We start from the raw sequence: 21252 nt of genomic DNA, 5'->3' as shown, positions 1-21252 counted from the left end.
AAAGTAATGAAGATTTTTGCTGAGAAGAATAGAAAGTTTCAATAAATGCAAAGGGCAAAATCAACAAAAATAGAAATAAATATTAGTGCAATGTGCATAAAATAATTTAATTTTAAGATAGCGGTTGCAAAAAAAATAACAATACGCTATTATAGATATAGGCAATTGAATATATTCAGGAATTCGATAAATCACGTCGGATTTTGAATGAGAATATATTGAAAATGTCTATACATAAAAAATAAGAGTGGGATGATATTTTCCAAGAGAGAGTCAGGTTTTTGACCGCCGAAGAGGCAAACCTTATATAAAGTGGTGAATATATATGAGGCGAAACTTTCAGGCAAAAGGACTGGAGAATGTACCACATTCTGAATCTTGTGCTGTATGATAAAGCTTTAAAGGAATACATTATCAGGGCAAAAGACAGAAAAGGACGATTACGCACATGGTTGTGTTTGAATCGTCCTTTTTTAATTGCTATGCATTTAGTATGAGTTTTCATATAGGCTGGCAGATTGACTGAAAGGAGAAAGTGGAACGTGAATCAAAAGAAATACATCATTATAACGAATAATCCACTGGTTTTTGATAAGCTTAAGGAGACGCACAACGTAGAATACAAGGAGATTTCTTACGAAGAGATTCTAAAAGAAGTCAGAGACAGAATCCATGAAGGTCATTTGCTTCTGACGCACCCATTGTCGGGGAGCGTGAAGCCTAATGAAACACCATACAAATCCATAATGATTACGGAGGGAAAGGGGGAGATCGACGAGAGGTCTCTTACGTTGATTGAAAACGCCATACAAGCGTGCCAGAAGTTTGAGTTTAAATCAGACAAATATAAAGCTTCGGTATATGACGATTTTCAGTTGATTGACTGGACCTTGCTGGAAAGTGGAATGGCATCGGCTGATGCGTGGTAGGTCATAAGTGAGGTTGTAAAAGCGTTAAAGCTTACACAATAATATCAAATTTCTTGAAGGAGGGAACTACAAGTGAGATTAGAAATGGGACACATTTACATTAAGGATATTCAGTTCGCAGCTGAGTCTAAGATTGAAGACGGAATCCTTTATGTATCCGAAGAAGCCGTTAAGGCTGTCGCTCTTGAGGATGAGAAGATTAAGAGCGTATCATTTGACATTGCAAAACCAGGTGAGTCAGTAAGAATTACACCAGTTAAAGACGTAATCGAACCAAGAGTTAAAGTTGAAGGAAGAGGGGGAATCTTCCCGGGCGTTATCTCTAAGGTTGATACAGTTGGTGAAGGAAAAACTTATGCATTAAAAGGAATGGCTGTAGTAACAGCAGGTAAGATCGTTGGTTTCCAGGAAGGTATCATTGATATGACAGGTCCGGGAGCTGACTATACACCTTTCTCAAAGACCTTGAACCTGGTAATGGTATGTGAACCGGTTGATGGAATCAAACAGCATGATTATGAGAAGGCTGTTCGTTTCGCAGGATTCAGAGTTGCAGTTTATATTGGGGAATTAGCTCGTGACTTGACACCTGATGAGACAAAAGTATATGAGACATGCACAATTAAAGAAGGTATGGAAAAATATCCAGATCTTCCAAGAGTTGCATATGTTCAGATGCTTCAGAGTCAGGGATTATTACATGACACATATGTATATGGTGTGGATGCAAAGAAAATCGTTCCTACAATTTTAAGCCCAACAGAGATTATGGACGGTGCAATCGTATCTGGTAACTGTGTGTCTGCTTGTGATAAAAACCCTACATATGTACACTTGAACAATCCAGTTGTACATGATTTGTTTGAGCAGCACGGAAAAACATTAAACTTTGTATGCCAGATCATCACAAATGAAAATGTATACCTGGCAGATAAACAGCGTTCTTCTGATTGGACAGCTAAGCTGTGTAAGATGTTGGATCTGGATGGCGTTATTGTATCTCAGGAAGGATTTGGTAACCCAGATACAGACCTTATCATGAACTGTAAGAAGATCGAAGCTGAAGGCGTTAAAACTGTAATCATTACAGATGAATATGCTGGACGTGATGGAAAGTCTCAGTCATTGGCTGATGCTGATGCAGCTGCAGATGCAGTAGTAACTGGCGGAAATGCAAACCAGGTAATTATCCTGCCAAAACTTGATAAAGTAATTGGAACTTTGGATTATGTAACCAAGATTGCTGGAGCAAGTGAGGAGACACTTCGCGAAGATGGATCTCTGGAAGTTGAGCTTCAGGTACTCACAGGTGCAACTAATGAGACCGGTTTCAATAAGCTGAGCGCAAGATAGGAAGGGAGGATAATATAATGGCTAAATTAAAAGTTGTTCATTACATCAATCAGTTCTTTGCACAGATTGGTGGAGAAGAGAAAGCAGATTATCCGGCTGAGATTCGTGTTGGCGAGATCGTTGGACCGGGTATGGCATTGACACAGAATTTTGGGGATGAAGCAGAGATTATTGCTACAATCGTTTGTGGTGACTCTTACTTTAATGAGAACCTTGATAAAGCAAAAGCTGATATCCTCGCTATGGTAAAAGAGCAGAATCCAGATGTATTCGTTGCTGGTCCTGCATTTAACGCTGGACGTTATGGTGTTGCTTGCGGAACTATCGCAGCAGCAGTTCAGGAAGAACTTGGAATTCCGGCTGTAACTGGTATGTATGTTGAAAATCCAGGTGCTGATATGTTCAAAGATAAGGTATATATTGTATCTACAAAGAACAGTGCAGCAGGTATGAGAGATGCTATTAAAAAATTAGCTCCTCTTGCATTAAAAGTTGGAAAAGGTGAGCCGATTGGCGCTTCTTGTGAAGAAGGATATATTCCAAACGGCGTTCGTGTGAACTTCTTTGAAAAAGAAAGAGGATCTCAGAGAGCTGTTAAGATGCTTATCAAGAAATTGGCTGACAAACCGTTTGTTACAGAATATCCAATGCCTGACTTCGATAGAGTAGCTCCGAATCCGGCAGTAAAAGATCTTGCTCATGCTAAGATCGCTCTGGTTACTTCTGGTGGTATTGTACCAAAAGGAAATCCAGATCATATTGAAAGTTCAAGTGCATCTCACTATGGTGAGTATGATATCGCTGGTGTTATGGATCTTACCGAAGAGACATATGAAACTGCTCATGGTGGATATGACCCAGTATATGCAAACGAAGACTCTGACCGTGTATTGCCGGTTGATGTACTTCGTGACATGGAAAAAGAAGGAATTATTGGAGAACTGCATCACCTGTTCTACACAACAACAGGAAATGGTACAGCCGTTGCTTCAGCAAAAGCATTTGCAGCAGAATTTTCTCAGAAATTACTGGCTGACGGTGTAGACGCAGTAATCCTTACCTCTACTTGAGGTACCTGTACTCGTTGCGGTGCAACGATGGTTAAAGAGATAGAGAGAGCTGGTATCCCGGTTGTACATATCTGTACAGTAACTCCTATTTCTATGACAGTTGGTGCGAACAGAATCGTTCCGGCTATCGCAATTCCACATCCTCTTGGAAATCCAGCACTGGATAAAGATGAGGAAAAAGCACTTCGTCGTCGTATTGTTGAAAAAGCTTTGAATGCTCTTACAACAGAAGTAGACGATCAGACAATTTTCGAATAGGTGTTACCTTATATTAAAGGAGAATAACAAAAATGGATAAGATTTATGATGTTATTGTCCTGGGTGCAGGTCCTGCTGGTTTAGCAGCAGGACTGTATGCAGGAAGAAGCCGTCTTTCTGTTCTGATTATTGAAAAAGGTCAGGATGGCGGACAGATTGCAATTACAGATGAGATAGAAAACTATCCGGGACAGATCGTAGAAGGCGAATCAGGTCCATCCTTGATTGCAAGAATGACAGAGCAGGCTGCAAAATTTGGAGCAGAGCGTGTGTCTGATACAATCAAAGAAGTGGAGCTTGAGGGCGAGATCAAAGTCCTGAAGAGCGCAAAAGAAGAGTACAAAGGAAGAAATGTAATCATTGCTACCGGTGCTCATGCACGTCCGATCGGATGTAAAGGTGAAGCTGAATTCACAGGAAAAGGTGTTTCCTATTGCGCCACATGTGATGCAAACTTCTTCGAAGATTTTGAAGTATATGTAGTAGGTGGTGGAGATTCCGCTGTAGAAGAAGCTATGTATCTTACAAAATTTGCAAGAAAAGTTACGATTATTCACAGACGTAATGAACTTCGTGCTGCAAAATCTATTCAGGAAAAAGCATTCAAGAATCCAAAACTTAACTTTATGTGGGATTCTGTAGTTGAAGAAGTTGGAGGAGATGATATCCTTCAGTGGATGAAAGTAAAGAATGTAAAGACTGGCGAGATCACTACAGTAGAAGCTGATGAAGAAGACGGAATGTTCGGTGTGTTTGGATTTATCGGTACTGTTCCGAATACCAAACCATTCGAAGGAATCATTGACATGGATGAACGCGGATATATCAAGACGGATGCTGATATGCATACAAACATCCCAGGTGTATATGCAGCAGGTGATGTTCGTGTCAAGAGTTTAAGACAGGTTGTAACTGCAGCAGCTGATGGAGCAATCGCAGCTGTTCAGGTAGAAAGAAGCATGTCTGATTACTTCTAGATTATATAGCCGGAGAAAAGTAAATCGCGGTGCGAAGCGGCGCATGGTCATAAAGTGACGCCTTTTGGTTCTTCCGGGTTATATAAAAAGCAACATAATAAAAGGAGGATGATACCAATGTTAGATTTGGATAAGACAAACTTTCAGGCTGAAGTATTAGAGGCAGAAGGTTATGTATTTGTAGATTTTTATGGAGATGGATGTGTTCCATGCCAGGCTCTGATGCCAAAGGTACACGAGTTTGCTGAAACATATGGAGATAAATTAAAATTCACATCTCTGAACACAACAAAGGCACGTCGTCTGGCAATCAGTCAGAAGATTCTTGGCCTTCCGGTTATGGCTATTTACAAAGACGGAGAGAAGATCGACGAAGTTGTAAAGGAAGAAGCAACACCGGAAAGTATTGAAGCGATGATTCAGAAATATATCTAAGAGATATTTCTTGATCATATAACATGTTTTTTACCACTTAAGAAAGGAGAAAGCATAATTATGGCTATTTTAGAAGGGAAAAAAGCAATAATTATCGGAGACCGTGATGGAATTCCGGGACCAGCTATCGCTGAATGCGTAAAGACTGCTGGTGCTGAGATCGTATTTTCATCAACGGAATGTTTCGTCTGAACGAGCGCAGGCGCAATGGACTTAGAGAATCAGAAGAGAGTAAAGGAATTCGCTGAAGAATACGGCGCAGAGAACTTAGTAGTAGTTCTTGGAGCAGCTGAAGGCGAAGCTGCAGGTCTTGCAGCTGAGACTGTAACATTAGGCGATCCTACTTTTGCAGGTCCATTGACAGGGGTCCAGCTTGGACTCACGGTATATCACGTATGTGAACCTGAAATCAAAGAAGAATTTGATGAAGCAGTATATGACGAGCAGGTTGGTATGATGGAAATGGTTCTTGACGTAGACGACATCGTTAGTGAGATGGAAGCTATCAGAGAACAGGCTTAATCGATGCTTAAAAAGGGGCAGACCCGGTGTGTACCCACTAGGGTACTGCCTCTTTTTTCTATGAATTTCGTCAAAGCAAGAAAAAAGAAAGGTGGAAAACCCATGAATAGTGTAATCAAAGGAGCAAGCTACGTATTGGCACATACTCCTGATATGGTTTTATATAACGGAACAACTCAGACAACAGAGAGAATCGTAAATCCAGAGTCTGAATACTTAAAAGAACTTCCAGGACATCTCCGCTCTTATGAGGATGCAGTTTCTTACTGGCCAAACCAGACATATATTGGAAATGTACATCCGGATGAGCTGGCTGAGGTAGAGTTCCCATATTATGATAAGAAAAAAGAAGGCGCAGAGCGCTACGGAAAATATGGCGAGATCATGCCAGAGGAAGAATTCCTGTTCCTTGTTCAGGCATGTGATATGTTCGAAGTTGTAAAACTCGACAAAGAATTCGTTGCAAAATATAAAGATGCATTTGCAGCAGACCCGATCATCTCTGATGATATCGTAGAGAAGATTGAGGAAGGTGTGGAGATTGCAGAGATCGAAGCATTGATTAATGATGACCATGCAGAAGCATTATATTTTGAAAACAAACTGGTTGGATGTATCAAGCCTGCTCATGATATCGATGTGAACTTGTCATCACACGTAATGCATGAGAACCTGATGAGCAAGGCATCCAGTGTACTGGCACTTCTCTATGCAGTACGTAATGCAGGAATTGACAAAGCAGATGTAGAGTATGTAATCGACTGTGCGGAAGAGGCATGTGGTGATATGAATCAGCGCGGTGGCGGTAACTTTGCAAAGGCTGCAGCTGAAGTTGCAGGTCTTGTGAATGCAACAGGTTCTGATGCAAGAGGATTCTGTGCAGCTCCGACGCATGCATTGATTGAAGCAGCAGCACTTGTAAAATCCGGTGCATACAAGACGGTAGTAGTTACTGCTGGCGGATGTACAGCAAAACTTGGTATGAATGGAAAAGACCATGTGAAGAAAGGCCTTCCGATCCTTGAGGACTGCCTGGGAGGATTTGCAGTTGTCATTTCTGAAAATGATGGTGTAAACCCAGAGATTGACCTTGGAATGCTTGGACGTCACAGTGTTGGAACAGGTTCCGCACCACAGAACGTAATCGGAAGTCTGGTAGCTGATCCACTTGACAGAGTTGGAATGAAGATTACAGATATCGATAAATTCTCACCAGAGATGCAGAATCCGGACATCACAAAACCGGCAGGAGCAGGAGATGTTCCGCTTGCAAACTACAAGATGATCGCAGCTTTGGCAGTAAAGAGAGGCGAGCTTGACAGAAAAGAACTGGCATCCTTTACAAAAGACCACGGTCTTACCGGATGGGCTCCTACCCAGGGTCATATTCCTTCAGGAGTACCATATGTAGGATTTGCACGTGAAGATATTCTGGAAGGAAAGATTAAGAATGCAATGATCATCGGAAAAGGAAGTCTGTTCCTTGGACGTATGACAAACTTATTTGACGGTGTATCCTTCGTAATTCACGGAAATACAAAGGCAGAAGAAGAAGCTGCTGCAGGTGTATCCGAAGAAGAGGTTAAGGGACTGATCGCAAAAGCAATGAAAGACTTTGCAGCTACCCTGATGGCAGAATAGGGGGGCTTTGATATGGCAAAAAATATTGAAAAGATGATCGCTGAGGCATTCATGGAGATGGCACAGGGACTGGAAACAGGAAGCTTTGGCAAGAGACCAAAGGTTGCCCTCACAGGAATGGGAAGCGAGCACGGAGAAGAGAACTCCATGGCTGCAGCAGTGGCGGCAGCAAAAGATGGAATCGATGTATATTACATTGGTACATTAGAGGCAGAAGGCGTAACGACCGTCAAAGTGGCGAATGATGAAGAAGGCCATGATAAGATGGAAGAGATGCTGAAGAATAAAGAAGTGGATGCTGCAGTGACCATGCACTTCCCATTCCCGATTGGTGTATCAACGGTTGGACGCTGTGTAACACCAGCGATGGGAAAAGAGATGTATATTGCGAACACGACCGGAACTTCCAGTACAGACCGTATTGAAGGTATGATCAAGAATGCAATCTATGGAATCATTACTGCAAAAGCATGTGGAAATGCCGCTCCATCAGTAGGAATCCTGAATGTAGACGGCGCACGTCAGACAGAAAAAGCCCTGAAACAGTTAAAGGAACAGGGATATGACATTACATTTGCAGAGTCATCCAGAGCAGATGGCGGATGTGTGATGAGAGGAAATGATGTGCTTCAGGCATCACCGGACATTATGGTAACGGATTCCCTGACAGGAAATATCCTTGTGAAGATGCTTTCATCTGCAAATACAGGCGGAAGCTTTGAAGCAACAGGATATGGCTATGGACCAGGCATTGGAGAAGGATATGAACAGTTAGTCATGATCGTATCCAGAGCCAGTGGAGCACCGGTCATTGCAAATGCGATCCGATATGCAGCACAGCTGGTAAGAGGAAAAGTCTTTGAAGTAGCAAAAGAAGAATTTGCGGCAGCTCAGAAGGCTGGATTAAAGGACATCCTGGATGCATTAAAAGCATCTCAGAAACCGGCAGGAGCAGCAGAAGAAGTCAAAGAACCACCAAAAGAGATCGTAACAGCACAGATACCTGGAATTGAGGTTATGGATCTGGAAGATGCAGTGAAAGCATTGTGGAAGATCAATATCTATGCAGAGAGCGGAATGGGATGTACCGGACCGATTATCCGAGTGTCTGATGCAAATCTTGCAAAGGCAGAAGAAGAGCTTAAAAAAGCTGGATATATTCAATAATAATTGTATTGTGGCATCTTGATGTGTCAAGATGCCACTTTCTTTTTAGGGACAGATGGATTTATAATAAAACCGTGAGGTGTTAATAGTTATGGAAGCGGTTTTGAAATTAAGATATCCAGGCATTCATATTTATGTTCCATGGAAGAGAATAATAAGTGCAATTATCAGTATTTTATTTTGGAGTGCTTTAACTGTTGGGGTAATGAATCAGGCACAAGTCTGCGCAGAACTTCCAACGGTCGAAGGAATGAATAGTACGATGACGCATGCTGTAGATGCAATGTCAACGAATAAAATTTCAATGGTTATCAGAGAACAGACACACACTGGTTCGCCAAGATTTGCAGATGTGGTAAATCTGAATATTAGTGAAATACCTAAAATATCAGTAAAACCCACTGCAATATCGACAAATTCTGTTGAAAAAAGCTATCAGGAATCACTGCCAGATGAAGCTCTTCCAGTGGGAATTTTGGATGAAATACCAGAAGAAGAGGGAGACGTAAGTAACAGTTACATCAATATTAATGGTTTCTTGTGTGATGAGAATGGCTTGATTGTTGGGTACGAAGATATGCCGGTTGCCGATGGAGTTTTGGCATTTCCAAATAACAATAAATGTACTGGAATTGCGAAATCTGTGGCCGAAGGATTGGAAGCAGAGACAATGGAAATCTATATTCCGGGGAATATTACTTACATAGAGCCAGGTGCATTTGATAATCTAACGTCACTATTCTACATAGAAGTAGCAGAAGGAAATCCAAATTATTATAGTTCTTGCGGAATCTTATATTTGAAAACAGGAGAAGTATTCTGTTATCCGGCAGGAAGATAGAGATTAGGGATGTTATTTGAGAAGAACTCAGAAAGCATCCCTAAAACTATGTAAAATTATACTATAATTTTCAGAATGTAGGTGCTATAATAAGTTGGATTAATTGATAGAGGTGCAAAAATGAATATTCAACAGGTTGTAGACAATAAGAAAAAATACATGGATATGTTGCTGATGGCTGACCCGGAAGAACAGATGATCGAGAAGTATCTGGATGAGGGCGAGATGTTTATATTGAAGGAGCATGGGGAGGTCAAGACAGTCTGTGTGGTAATGCTGTTGAAAAATCGTAAATGTGAATTGAAGAACATAGCGACCAGAGAAGAAGACCAGGGAAAAGGCTATGGGAAAAATATGATACTTTTTCTGTGTGAGCATTATAGTGCGCAGTGCGACACTATGTATGTAGGAACAGGTAATTGTCAGAAGACGTTAGATTTTTATAAAAAATGTGGATTTGTTAATTCCCATATTATTGTTGATTTTTTTGTAAAGAATTATAAAAAACCGATTTATGAAGATGGTATTATGCTCACAGATATGATTTATTTGAAGAAGCAGCTTGAGTCGGAAGTAAATGTTAAGAAAGTTGTCGATCTTGCTCTGGAAGCTGGAAGAATTCTTTTGAAAAATGGAGCGGAGATATTTCGTGTGGAAGAGACAATTACCAGAATCTGTAATCGTTTTCATGTTGATCAAGTTGATATTTTTACCTTGAGCCATGCAATCTTTGTCACTGCGGAAAATGATATGGAAGAGGCATATACAAAGGTAAAGCAGGTACCTTTGTCTGCTTCGCATCTTGGAATTGTGGCAGAAGTTAATGATTTGTCTCGAGAGATTACTGCTGGGAATGTAGGAATAGATGAAGCATCTGAACGTTTGAAAGTGATTGATAAAATGCCTGCTAAGAAGTGGTATTTTCAAGTGCTTGCGGCTGGTATTGGCAGTGGATTTTTTGGATATTTATTAGGAGCTACGCTGCGAGAGAGTGTGATTGCGTTCTGCATTGGATGTCTGTTGTATTTATGGGTATTGGTTGGAAAGAAACATAATATGTCTAAGATGATCGTGAATATTGTGGGAGGAGCGATTATTACTTTGATGGCAATCATTGCGATTCATCTTCCTTTTCTAGGGGGAGTCAGATTGGAAGGAATGATTATCGGTTCAATCATGCCGTTGGTTCCGGGACTGGCATTTGTGAATGCAATACGAGACATAGCGGACAGTGATTTTCTGTCCGGGACAGTGCGTATGATTGATGCGTTGCTAACGTTTGTTTATATAGCAGTAGGTGTAGGATTGACGCTCAGTATTTACAATAACATGGGAGGAGGACTTATGATATAATGGGGATTCTGATTAATATATTGTGTGCTTTTATGGGGACTATTGGATATGCTATATTGTTTAATGTTCCCAAGCGTTTTTATCTATGCTGCGGAATGACGGGAGCTGCCGGGTGGCTTATGTATCTGATTGCTCATGAATATTCTTCTCCGGCAGTAGCTTCATTTTTTGGAACACTGGTGGTAGTCTTGATTTCGAGAATGCTGACAGTTAAGATGAAATGTCCAATTACGATATTTCTTGTATCAGGAATTTTTCCAATGGTACCGGGAGCAGGAGTATATTTTACAGCTTATTATTTGGTGACTAATCAGTTGGGACTGGCAGTACAGAAAGGGATGGAATCTTTGAAAATTGCATTTGCCATGGTACTGGGAATTGTCTTGATTGTATCTATACCACGAGAAGTATTTCAGGCGAATTATTGGAGAGAAAGAAAATTCAGACGGCTTAGAAAAGGTTGATGGAAGTTAAAGGGTTGTGCTACAATAAGTATGTATTCCAGGTTATGTAATAAGAGGGAGGGATGCTACATGTTGGAAAGAACTTTACTGAAGATATTGCAAGAAAGCAAGTATACTACTGTTTTAAGTGGTTTTGGTATGTTGATCGAGAGTGATTATCCGGCAATTCGAGACGGAGATGAGTCTTATGATATTGAGTTAAAATACGGATATTCTTGTGAAGAATTGTTTTCGAGCGCATTTTACTCCACCCGAAAAGATCAATTTTTTGAGTTTTATCGAAATGAGTTGTTAAGTCATTTAGATAAACCGCCAGGAAAAGGGTTTTATGAGATGGCGGAATTGGAAAAAGCAGGTTTGTTTCAGTCAATTATTACCAGGCGTATTTTTGGCCTTCCTGGAAGAGCTGGTTGTAAGAATGTAATTAATCTGCATGGTAGTGTATACGATAATTATTGTCCGCATTGTGGACGCAAGTATTCTATGGAATATGTCAGAGATTCTGCCAGAGTTCCGTTGTGTGAGCATTGTAATACGCCAATTCGTCCTAAGGTATGTTTGTTTGGTGAGATGGTAGACAATGTAGTTATTACAAAAGCGGCAGAAGAGATTCAGAAAGCAGATGTATTGCTGGTGCTTGGAACGAATCTCAATTCATATCTCTGTAGTCAGCTGATAGATTATTACGATGGAAGTAAGCTGATTTTAGTAAATGAAGAGCCTCATTTTTCTGATAAATATGCAGATATTGTAATTCATGCAAGAGTAGATGATACATTAGAAAAAATACGAAAGGAATTAGGAAGATAACCATGAGTAAAGTAAGAACAAGATTTGCACCAAGTCCTACAGGGAGAATGCATGTAGGAAATTTAAGAACAGCGCTATACGCTTATTTGATTGCAAAGCATGAAGGTGGAGATTTCATGCTGAGGATTGAAGATACGGATCAGGAGCGTTTTGTAGACGGTGCGTTGGAGATCATTTATCATACATTAGCGGAGACAGGCTTGATTCATGATGAGGGCCCGGATAAAGATGGAGGAGTAGGTCCATATGTGCAGAGTGAACGTAATGCATCAGGTCTTTATCTGAAATATGCCAAGCAGTTGATCGAACAGGGAGATGCATATTATTGCTTTTGTGACAAAGAGAGACTGGATTCATTAAAGAGCAGTGTTTCTGCTGATGGTGGAACAGAAATTGTTGTATATGATAAGCATTGTCTGGGATTAAGCAAGGAGGAAGTAGAAGCGAATCTGGCAGCCGGTAAGCCGTACGTTATTCGGTTTAATATGCCGACGGAGGGGACAACAACTTTCCATGATGATATTTATGGTGACATTACAGTTCCAAATGAGGAATTAGAAGATTTGATCTTGATCAAATCAGACGGCTATCCGACATATAATTTTGCTAATGTTATTGATGATCATTTGATGGGAATTACGCATGTTGTACGTGGGAATGAATATTTGTCATCTGCGCCGAAATATAACAAGATTTATGAGGCGTTTGGATGGGAGATTCCAACATATGTACATTGTCCATTAATTACTGATGAGAATCATAAAAAACTGAGCAAGCGTTGTGGACATTCTTCATATGAGGATTTGATCAATCAGGGATTTGTTACAGAAGCAGTTGTGAATTATGTTGCATTGTTGGGATGGTGTCCATCTGGCAATCAGGAGATATTCTCGTTGGAAGAATTGGTGAAGGAATTCGATTATCATCATATGAGTAAGTCGCCGGCGGTGTTTGATATCGTGAAATTAAAATGGATGAATGGTGAATATTTAAAATCCATGGATTTTGATAAATTTTATCATATGGCAGAACCATATATCAGAGAAGTTGTGACAAAAGATTATGATCTAAAGAAAATAGCAGCTCTGGTAAAGACTAGAATCGAAATTTTCCCAGATATTAAAGAACAGATTGACTTCTTTGAAGAGTTGCCGGATTATGACACTACTATGTATTGCCATAAAAAGATGAAAACCAATGAAGAAAATTCACTTGAGGTCCTTCAGGAGATTCTTCCGATTCTTGAAGAGCAGGAGGACTTTAGCAATGATGCTCTCTTTGCCACATTAAAAGGTTATGTGGATGAAAAAGGTGTGAAGACAGGTTTTGTGATGTGGCCAGTCAGAACGGCAGTATCTGGAAAGCAGAGTACTCCTGGCGGAGCAACAGAGATTATGGAAATCCTTGGAAAAGAAGAATCTCTTAAGAGAATCAGGAAAGGAATTGAGTTATTAAGCAAATAAGGTGAATCTATGAGTTTAAATCAGGCTCAGGCTGAGGCGGTCGCCCATAAGAATGGACCATGTATGGTTCTTGCCGGTCCCGGTTCCGGGAAAACTCTTACCATAGCGAAAAGAATAGAATATCTGATTACAAAGTATAAGGTAAGACCAGAAGAAATTCTGGTCATTACCTTTACAAAGTATGCTGCAAATGAGATGAAGAACCGTTTCCGACAAATTATAGGAACATCAGGGGTACCGGTGACTTTTGGTACATTTCATGGGATTTATTACGGAATTTTGAAGTGGGCCTATGGACTGAATCAGGCTAATTTATTGTTGGAGGAAGAAAAGATTCAGCTCATTAAGCAAATTGCGGTATCTATGGATTGGGGAGAAATATCAGATGCGGAAGAGGAGAAAGATATTCTTGAAGAATTGGCAATAGAAATAGGAAATGTGAAAAATAATTGTTATGATATTCAATTCTATGAATCTTCTCGTTATGGGACGAACAGATTTCGGGAACTGTATCAGTCATATGAGAAAGAAAAAAGAAAATTAAGAAAAATTGATTTTGAAGATATGCTGGTGATGTGTCGGGATCTTTTTCGAAGTCGGCCAGATATCTTAGAGAAATGGCAGAAAAAATTCCGTTATATTCTTGTGGATGAATTTCAAGATGTAAATCAGGCGCAGTACGATGTTGTCAGGATGCTTGCTGAACCGGAAAATAATTTGTTTGTGGTAGGCGACGATGACCAGTCTATCTATGGATTCAGAGGTGCAAAACCTGGTATCATGATGGAATTCCGAAAAAATTATCCAGAATCGAAACAAATCCTTTTAAATATTAATTATCGTTCAACCGCGCATATCGTAAGAGGTGCATTGCGCGTTATTGCACATAATCAGGAACGTTATGAGAAAGAAATCATTTCCAAGAAAAAACCGGGAGAGACTATACATGTTCAGGAGGTAAAAGATCCGGTTGAAGAGAGTAAATATGTGTTGGAGAAGATAAAAGAGTATGTTGCCCAGGGGCTTCCTTATCATCAGATTGCTGTGTTGTATCGGACGAATTTAGATGCAAGGGCGCTTTCTGAAACACTGATGGAGTATCAGATACCTTTTACGATGAAAGAATATCTGAATAATATTTATGATCATTTTGTAGGGATCGATATCAGTAGTTATTTCCATTTGTCACAAGGAGATTATGACCGAAAATATTTTCTTCAGGTTGCCAACCGTCCAAAACGTTATATTGGTCGTGACAGCTTAAGTGGGGATAAAATTAGTTATGAATCATTACGAAATTTCTATTGTGATAAGGATTGGATGATGGATCGAATTGACCAGTTGGAATGGGATATGAAGATGATTCAGAATAAGACGCCATTTGCTGCGATTCAATATATTCGAAAAAGTATAGGATATGATGAATTCTTAAAAGAATACGCCGCATATAGAAAGATATCCTTAGAGGAAATCATGAATGTTCTAGATGAGATACAACAGAATTCCAGAGAGTTTCAGACTATCAGAGAATGGTTTGTTCATGTAGATAATTATCGGGAGATGTTGGAAAAGCAGAGAGAAAAAAAAGAGAGTAAAGAGGGTGTTGCTCTCATGACAATCCATGGGGCCAAAGGGCTGGAGTATGACTCTGTTTTTATTATTGAAAGTAATGAAGGAAGTATACCATATAAGAAAGCAAAGACTCCTGATGATATAGAAGAAGAACGAAGATTATTTTATGTAGCTATGACACGTGCCAAAAGAAAGCTGATTATTAGTTATGTAAAAGAAAAAAACGGAAAGGATATCAATCCTTCCCGTTTTGTCGAGGAACTACTCCTCGTCGTCTAACTCTTCAAATTCCTGTGTATCCATCCATTCGTCAAAAGCGTCAGCAGCAATTTCATATTCGTCATCATCTTCGATATTCTCAAGCTCTGGTTCGCCGCTTTCGTTTTCAATATAACGGTAAAGATATACATCGCCGTCTTCTGTCTCGCCATTTTCATTAAGAGGAAGAAGAGCGATGTATTCTTTGCCGCTCGCTTCAAATAATGTTAGAATGGCACATTCAACGACTTCATCGTTGTCGAGAGTAAGCTCAACTGTCATGTATTCATCCATAGCATAATCTCCTTTATTTATAGATACTTTAACTGTACCAAAGGAGCATGCAAAATGCAAGGATGTTTTGGAGGAAATACAAGAAAATGAAAACAGTAGCCAAACAAGTAAAAATGTTGTAAAATGTATATTAAATATGCGAACATATGCATAAGGAGGAAAACTATTATGATGAGAAAGAGAATGTTAAGAGTATTATCAGTGATGCTCATATGCATTTTCGCATTGTCCGCCTGCAAGAAGAATGTAGGTACTCCGGAGGACAATGCTGTTACGGAAGAGACACAGGATAGTGAAGAGACAGAAGAAGATACATATGTATTTGGCTTTACGGCAATCGATATGGAAAATCCATATTTTATAACGCTGGAGGCAGCAATGAGAGAAGCTATTGAAGATGAAGGATATCAGATGATCACGAAAGACCCGGGATCGGATCCAGAACTTCAGGCAACCCAGATTGAAGAGATGATAGAGGAAGGCATTGATGCTATTTTCCTTTGCCCGGTGGATTGGGAAGCGATTACTCCATCTTTGGAAAAGCTGAAAGATGCAGATGTCAAAATCATTAATGTTGACACACAAGTAAAAGAGATGGATTATGTAGACGCATATGTTGGGTCGGATAATGAAAAAGCGGGATATATTTGTGGGGAAGATCTGATCGAAAGATGCCCGGATGGAGGAAAAGTTGCTATTTTAGAATGTCCGACACAGAATTCAATTAATGATAGAATTACAGGATTTGAAGAAGCAATCGCAAAAGCCGAGAAGGGATTTGAAGTTGTTGCCAGAGCCGATACGAATGGAGAATTTGAAAAGGCCTTGGATGCTGCGGAAAAGATTGTAGATGAATATACTGATGTAATGGCTATTATGTGTGGAAATGATCAATTGGCAGTTGCAGCGAAGACGGCTGTGAATCTGGCGGGACTTGACAAGGTAATCATCTATGGTGTAGATGGTTCTCCTGACATAAAGAAGGAGCTGAAGAAATCAGAAAGTCAGATAGCAGGAACAGCAGCACAATCTCCTATTAATATGGGAAAAACAGCAGCTCAGGTTGGAATTGACATATTAGAAGGAAATGAATACGAAGAAGAGACCTATGAAGATGTATTTATGATTGATAAAGATAACGTTGATATGTATGGCGTAGATGGGTGGCAGTAAAAATATAGACGACAGGAAGGATAAAGCATGAAAGAGATACAGGGAAGACCTTTACCACTAGGAGTTACGAGGATAGGAAATACCATGAATTTTTCGGTGGCAGTACCACAGGAGAAGGAGTGTCAGTTATTGTTATACCATGCAGGAGAAAAGAAACCCTGTATGTCTTTTGGAATGAAGAAATCGATTGGGGAAGTAAGATATATTGCGCTGGAAGATATTGACCCATCTGAATATGAATATAACTATGAGATGGATGGGGAGATTGTTGTTGATCCATATGTAAAAGCGTTGGCAGGACGCGAAAAATGGGGGCAGGCAAGAGATGTTCAGATGCATGAAGTGCGAGGAAAGCTGGATATCAAAGAATATGACTGGGAAGGTGATGCGCCTTTGCAGCTTCCGTATCATAGTATTATTGCATATAGCCTGCATGTAAGAGGATTTACAAAACATTCTTCATCTAAGGTAAAGGCCAAAGGGACATTTCGGGGAGTGATTGAAAAAATACCTTATCTGAAAGAACTTGGAATCAACCAGATTCAGTGTATGCCGGTATATGATTTTGAAGAAAATCTTCAATATTGTAATTACTGGGGATATGGGGATGCTTATTGTTTTGCACCAAAGGGTGCTTATGCCTATTCAAAAGATGCTGTAAATGAATTAAAAGATATGGTCAAATCCTGCCATAGAGAAGGAATAGAAGTTGTGTTGGAAATGCCGTTTTCTGGTAATGTTCCAAAACAGATGATGGAAGAATGTCTAAGATATTATATGATGGAATATCATGTAGATGGATTCATACTAAATCCATCTTCGGCACCCATGGAGGGTATCTGTGCGGATCCGATTTTGAAGAAAACAAAGATTATGGTACATCAGACCGGATTTCAGACGGTGATGCGACGATTCTTGAAAAGTGATGAAGGAATGATTCCTGAAGTTATGTATTGGCTGCGGCATAATTCTCTGGGAGACAGAACTTATAATTATATTACGAATCAGAACGGATTTACTTTGTATGATCTGGTATCCTATGATGGAAAACATAATGAAGCGAATGGAGAAAATAATCAGGACGGTCCGGAATACAATTACAGTTGGAATTGTGGTGTGGAAGGTGTGACTCGTAAAAAGGCTGTTCTGGAATTACGTCAGCAACAAATAAAAAATGCATTTTTCTTGTTACTCTTTGCACAAGGAACACCTTGTATTCTGGCGGGCGACGAATTTGAAAATACACAAAAAGGCAATAATAATGTGTATTGTCAGGATAATCCAGTGGGATGGTTAGATTGGAGTAAACTAGAAAAGAAAAAAGAATTGCATGATTTTGTAAAGAAATTGATCGAAATACGAAAAGCATATCCGGTGTTCTGGCCGGAAGAAGAAATGCGGGGAATTGATCAAGTCAGTTGTGGAGTCCCTGATGTGTCTTATCATGGTGAGAGCGCGTGGAGAGTTCCATCGGAGGTTTCCAGCAGGCAATTAGGAGTTTATTATAGTGGCGCTGCTGTCGGAGGAGACGACTGCTTTGTGGCATACAATATGCATTGGCAGGAGCATCCATTTGCTTTACCGGCATTGTCGTCAGGAAAGAAATGGTATAAAATAGCTTCAACCAGTGAAGGAGTTTTAGAAGAACCAGAACTTTTGGATAATCAGAGACTGGTCGAAGTAGCAGAAAGGACTATTATGCTGGTTATAGGCAGGAAATAGCATGAGATTGGTACAGAAAATTAGACTCACATCTTATCAATTAAAATGGATTGCAATTATTACAATGGTCATAGACCATACGGGTGCAGTCCTTTTTCCAGAATGTATGTTGATGAGGGAGATAGGAAGAGTGTCCTTTCCAATATTTTGCTTTTTGTTAGTGGAAGGGTTTTTTCATACGCATGACTTATATCAATATATGATAAGGCTTGGAACTTTTGCTGTAATCTCGGAGATTCCCTATGACCTTGCTTTTCGTGAAACAATATTGGAATTCACTCATCAGAATGTTTTTTTTACTTTACTTTTAGGCGTGCTTATGATGTATGTGTTGCAAATGGCAGGCGAATGGCCGACGAAAGTGGTTGAAGTATTATTGGTGATGTGGGCGGCTGTATGTTTGAAGACAGATTATAGTTTTAAGGGAATTCTTTTGATTTTGGTTTTTTATTTGTTTCGTCAGAATAAAAGATTGAAACTGGCAGGGGGAATTTTGTGGAACTTTCTCTGGAAAGGGAACTTGCAGAGATATGGAGCTATTGCGATGTTTCCTATTGCATTATATAATGGAGAACGAGGAAAAGGAATAAAATACTTTTTTTACATTTTCTATCCAATGCACTTGTTCCTGTTATTTTTGATGAAAAGATTGATTGGATGATGAAAGAAAGAGAAGTAAAGAGATATGAAAGCTTTGCAACATTTGAAGACGATTAATCACCATAAATGGCTGGTTATGAAAGGTTGTTTTAAAGTAGGACTCTATAAACAAGGATTACTCCATGATCTGTCCAAATATACGCCAACAGAATTTTTGGTAGGATGTTGGTATTATCAAGGAAATCGAAGCCCTAATAATGCAGAACGGGAAGCAACCGGATATTCGCAGGCATGGCTTCATCACAAGGGCAGAAATAAACATCATTACGAATATTGGATTGATTATAGCGTGAATCCAGAAGAAGGTATTGTTGGGCTTAAGATGCCTGTGAAGTATGTAGTAGAAATGTTTGTAGACAGGATTGCAGCGTCTAAGACTTATCAAGGCGAGAATTATATGGATTCGCATCCGTTGGAGTATTATGAGAAAGGTGCTGCGAGACTAGGTAAGATGATCCATCCTGAGACAGCAAGATTGTTACATTCATTATTGAGGATGTTGGCAGATGAAGGAGAAGAAAAAACATTCTATTACATAAGACATCATGTGTTAAAGAAAAAAAGTTAAATTAGTTGTTGACTTTTGTAGTATAGTGTAGTATTATAATCTTCGGGCAGTTGATAAAGACGCCACTTGCGGAAGTGTCGGAACTGGCAGACGAGCAAGACTAAGGATCTTGTGACTATTGCAGTCGTGTGGGTTCAAGTCCCATCTTCCGCATCCTAATACAAAAAGGTTCAACCCTATGGGTTGGACCTTTTTGTATTAGGAGCCGAAGCGTCCCTTGAACCCGAGGTTCAAGATCTACGCTTCGCTCCGGTCGGCGCAGAGCAGACATCCCCCGGATGTCTTGCGCCTCATCTTCCGCTTGCGATAGAAATAGTAGGGAATCAGCAAAAGTGCTGTGGATGCCCAGGCGAGAGGATAACTGATCAGAATGGTGGATATACTATGATGGATTGGTGTCATGATTAAAATCCAAGGCAATCTTACGCCGCAGACACCGCCAATTGTTATCAGAGATGGAATCAGTACATCTCCCATACCGCGAAGGGCACCGGATATTATCTCTACAAATATATAGATGCTGTAGCTTGGAACAATATAGAGCAACATATATACTCCAATCTCAATGACATTCTCATCTGTGGTAAAGAGATGGAATAATGGGCGGGCGAATATCATCAGACATGCCAGGATTGTTCCGCAGATGGCCAGGGACATTCCAAGGCTTATGCGTACACTTTTGTATACACGGTTCATTTTCCCTGCACCATAATTCTGTCCGGAGAAGGTGGTAACGGAAGTGCCCAGTGCTCCGCTGATTGCCCAGAAAATGAGATCCATTTTTCCGAAAGCCGCCCATGCAGCAGTGGTATCGGTGCCGAAACCATTGATGGCAGATTGAATGATCATGTTTGTAAGTCCATAAGTGCAAGCCTGAAGTCCTCCCGGAAGTCCAATGCGAAGTTCTGATTTTAGGATTGATAGAGTGGGACGGATGGAACGAAGTTCTAATTTCAGCATATTGTAAGAAGTCATGAGTGATCTCGTTACCAGAATTGCACTTGTCCCCTGAGACAAGATAGTGGCAATAGCGGCACCAGCAATCCCCATTTTCAATACAACCACAAAAAGAAGATCCATTGTTATATTCAGGACGCAGCAGATGATCAGATAATATAAAGGCCGTCTGGAATCACCAATAGCCCGCATAATACTAGATCCCATGTTGTATATTAGTGTAGCAATAATTCCAAGAAAATAAATTCTTAGATATAAAACAGAATCGTCCATTGTATCTGATGGGGTGTTCATAATTTCTAAGAGCCATGGAGTAGAAAACCATCCGACAATAGAGATTATGATACTTACAATAATTGCAAAGGCGTATGAAGTATGTAAGCCTTTGTGAAGATTCCTGGAATCACATGCACCATAGAATTGTGAGATGATTACGGTTGCACCAGTAGATAGAGCAGTAAAAAATGCAACCACCTGATAAGAGATGACCGAAGCTGATCCTCCGACACTAGCCAAAGCTTCTTTTCCTACAAATCTACCCACAATGATGGCGTCCACAGTATTATATAATTGTTGAAACAACGTTCCAACTGCAATAGGAACGAAAAAGATTAATAGTTGTTTCCAGATAATCCCTTCTGTTATCTGATTTTTCCCCAAATTTGTTTTTGACATGATATAAACACTCCTTTATAGGAAAATTATAGCATTATAAAAGAAAAACAACATCCATATTTTGCGAAAAACCAATATATATTTGGCAAA

General features: G+C 39.9%; 20 protein-coding genes, 1 tRNA gene and 1 riboswitch. Of the genes, 19 read left to right on the top strand and 2 right to left on the bottom strand.

Going from position 1 to position 21252, the window contains the following annotated elements; translation table 11 throughout:
- Positions 1–253 precede the first annotated feature (253 nt).
- Positions 254–365, top strand: a riboswitch (glycine riboswitch).
- A 177-nt stretch (positions 366–542) separates the two neighbouring features.
- The 14 genes from ABE613_RS05240 to ABE613_RS05175 all read left to right on the top strand — a co-directional run bounded on the left by ABE613_RS05240 (position 543) and on the right by ABE613_RS05175 (position 15134).
- Positions 543–929, top strand: coding sequence for a GrdX family protein (locus tag ABE613_RS05240; protein WP_235231843.1), 387 nt, complete (start codon positions 543–545; stop codon positions 927–929).
- 72 nt (positions 930–1001) lie between these two features.
- Positions 1002–2282: a glycine/sarcosine/betaine reductase component B subunit gene (locus ABE613_RS05235; RefSeq protein WP_235231844.1), complete on the top strand. Its 1281-nt coding sequence runs from the start codon at positions 1002–1004 to the stop codon at positions 2280–2282.
- Positions 2283–2299: 17 nt separating this feature from the next.
- On the top strand, positions 2300–3610 hold the full coding sequence (grdB, locus tag ABE613_RS05230) for a glycine reductase complex selenoprotein B (protein ID WP_235231845.1): 1311 nt from the start codon (positions 2300–2302) through the stop codon (positions 3608–3610).
- Positions 3611–3642: 32 nt separating this feature from the next.
- The gene (gene trxB / locus ABE613_RS05225; protein ID WP_235231846.1) at positions 3643–4587 is read left to right on the top strand and encodes a thioredoxin-disulfide reductase; all 945 of its coding nucleotides are present in this window, start codon (positions 3643–3645) and stop codon (positions 4585–4587) included.
- Positions 4588–4704: 117 nt separating this feature from the next.
- Entirely contained in the window at positions 4705–5022 is a 318-nt protein-coding gene (gene trxA, locus ABE613_RS05220) for a thioredoxin TrxA (protein WP_235231847.1), read from the top strand.
- Positions 5023–5082: 60 nt separating this feature from the next.
- Complete coding sequence (grdA, locus tag ABE613_RS05215) at positions 5083–5544, top strand: glycine/sarcosine/betaine reductase complex selenoprotein A (RefSeq protein ID WP_235231848.1); 462 nt, start codon at positions 5083–5085, stop codon at positions 5542–5544.
- A 102-nt stretch (positions 5545–5646) separates the two neighbouring features.
- Positions 5647–7185: a glycine/sarcosine/betaine reductase complex component C subunit beta gene (gene grdC / locus ABE613_RS05210; RefSeq protein WP_347375862.1), complete on the top strand. Its 1539-nt coding sequence runs from the start codon at positions 5647–5649 to the stop codon at positions 7183–7185.
- A 12-nt stretch (positions 7186–7197) separates the two neighbouring features.
- Positions 7198–8352, top strand: coding sequence for a glycine/sarcosine/betaine reductase complex component C subunit alpha (gene grdD / locus ABE613_RS05205; protein ID WP_347375861.1), 1155 nt, complete (start codon positions 7198–7200; stop codon positions 8350–8352).
- 91 nt (positions 8353–8443) lie between these two features.
- Entirely contained in the window at positions 8444–9193 is a 750-nt protein-coding gene (locus ABE613_RS05200) for a hypothetical protein (RefSeq protein ID WP_347375860.1), read from the top strand.
- Between the two features lie 120 nt (positions 9194–9313).
- On the top strand, positions 9314–10546 hold the full coding sequence (locus ABE613_RS05195; RefSeq protein WP_235231852.1) for a GNAT family N-acetyltransferase: 1233 nt from the start codon (positions 9314–9316) through the stop codon (positions 10544–10546).
- Positions 10546–11010 (top strand): threonine/serine exporter family protein, encoded by a 465-nt coding sequence (locus tag ABE613_RS05190; RefSeq protein ID WP_235231853.1) that lies wholly within the window; start codon positions 10546–10548, stop codon positions 11008–11010. Before ABE613_RS05195 ends, ABE613_RS05190 begins: the two co-directional genes overlap by 1 nt.
- Before the next feature lie 69 nt (positions 11011–11079).
- A complete protein-coding gene (locus ABE613_RS05185; protein WP_235231854.1) occupies positions 11080–11820 on the top strand; it encodes an SIR2 family NAD-dependent protein deacylase in 741 nt (246 codons plus the stop codon).
- A 2-nt stretch (positions 11821–11822) separates the two neighbouring features.
- Positions 11823–13283, top strand: coding sequence for a glutamate--tRNA ligase (gltX, locus tag ABE613_RS05180; RefSeq protein ID WP_235231855.1), 1461 nt, complete (start codon positions 11823–11825; stop codon positions 13281–13283).
- Between the two features lie 9 nt (positions 13284–13292).
- Positions 13293–15134 carry an ATP-dependent helicase gene (locus ABE613_RS05175; RefSeq protein WP_347375859.1) on the top strand — a complete coding sequence of 614 codons (1842 nt, stop codon included), beginning with the start codon at positions 13293–13295 and terminating at the stop codon, positions 15132–15134.
- Here the strand turns inward: ABE613_RS05175 and ABE613_RS05170 are convergent.
- Positions 15117–15407 carry a DUF1292 domain-containing protein gene (locus ABE613_RS05170; protein WP_235231857.1) on the bottom strand — a complete coding sequence of 97 codons (291 nt, stop codon included), beginning with the start codon at positions 15405–15407 and terminating at the stop codon, positions 15117–15119. The genes ABE613_RS05175 and ABE613_RS05170 overlap by 18 nt on opposite strands.
- Positions 15408–15575: 168 nt before the next feature.
- On the opposite strand from ABE613_RS05170, the gene ABE613_RS05165 reads away from it, so the two are divergent.
- From ABE613_RS05165 to ABE613_RS05145, 5 genes are all read left to right on the top strand, one after another.
- Positions 15576–16580: a sugar ABC transporter substrate-binding protein gene (locus ABE613_RS05165; protein WP_347375858.1), complete on the top strand. Its 1005-nt coding sequence runs from the start codon at positions 15576–15578 to the stop codon at positions 16578–16580.
- A 27-nt stretch (positions 16581–16607) separates the two neighbouring features.
- On the top strand, positions 16608–18302 hold the full coding sequence (locus tag ABE613_RS05160; protein WP_347375857.1) for an alpha-amylase family glycosyl hydrolase: 1695 nt from the start codon (positions 16608–16610) through the stop codon (positions 18300–18302).
- Between the two features lies 1 nt (position 18303).
- Positions 18304–18963 (top strand): TraX family protein, encoded by a 660-nt coding sequence (locus ABE613_RS05155; protein WP_235231860.1) that lies wholly within the window; start codon positions 18304–18306, stop codon positions 18961–18963.
- Between the two features lie 24 nt (positions 18964–18987).
- A complete protein-coding gene (locus ABE613_RS05150; protein WP_235231861.1) occupies positions 18988–19530 on the top strand; it encodes a DUF5662 family protein in 543 nt (180 codons plus the stop codon).
- 68 nt (positions 19531–19598) lie between these two features.
- Positions 19599–19683 (top strand) — tRNA-Leu (locus ABE613_RS05145).
- Between the two features lie 84 nt (positions 19684–19767).
- Here ABE613_RS05145 and ABE613_RS05140 read toward each other — a convergent pair.
- Positions 19768–21162 (bottom strand): MATE family efflux transporter, encoded by a 1395-nt coding sequence (locus ABE613_RS05140; RefSeq protein WP_347375856.1) that lies wholly within the window; start codon positions 21160–21162, stop codon positions 19768–19770.
- Positions 21163–21252 lie beyond the last annotated feature (90 nt).

The sequence above is a fragment of the Dorea chungnamensis genome (assembly GCF_039832125.1).
Taxonomy (GTDB): domain Bacteria; phylum Bacillota; class Clostridia; order Lachnospirales; family Lachnospiraceae; genus JAFBIX01.
The sequence above is the reverse complement of the archived record's forward strand: the minus strand, read 5'-3'. Positions and strand labels throughout refer to the sequence as shown.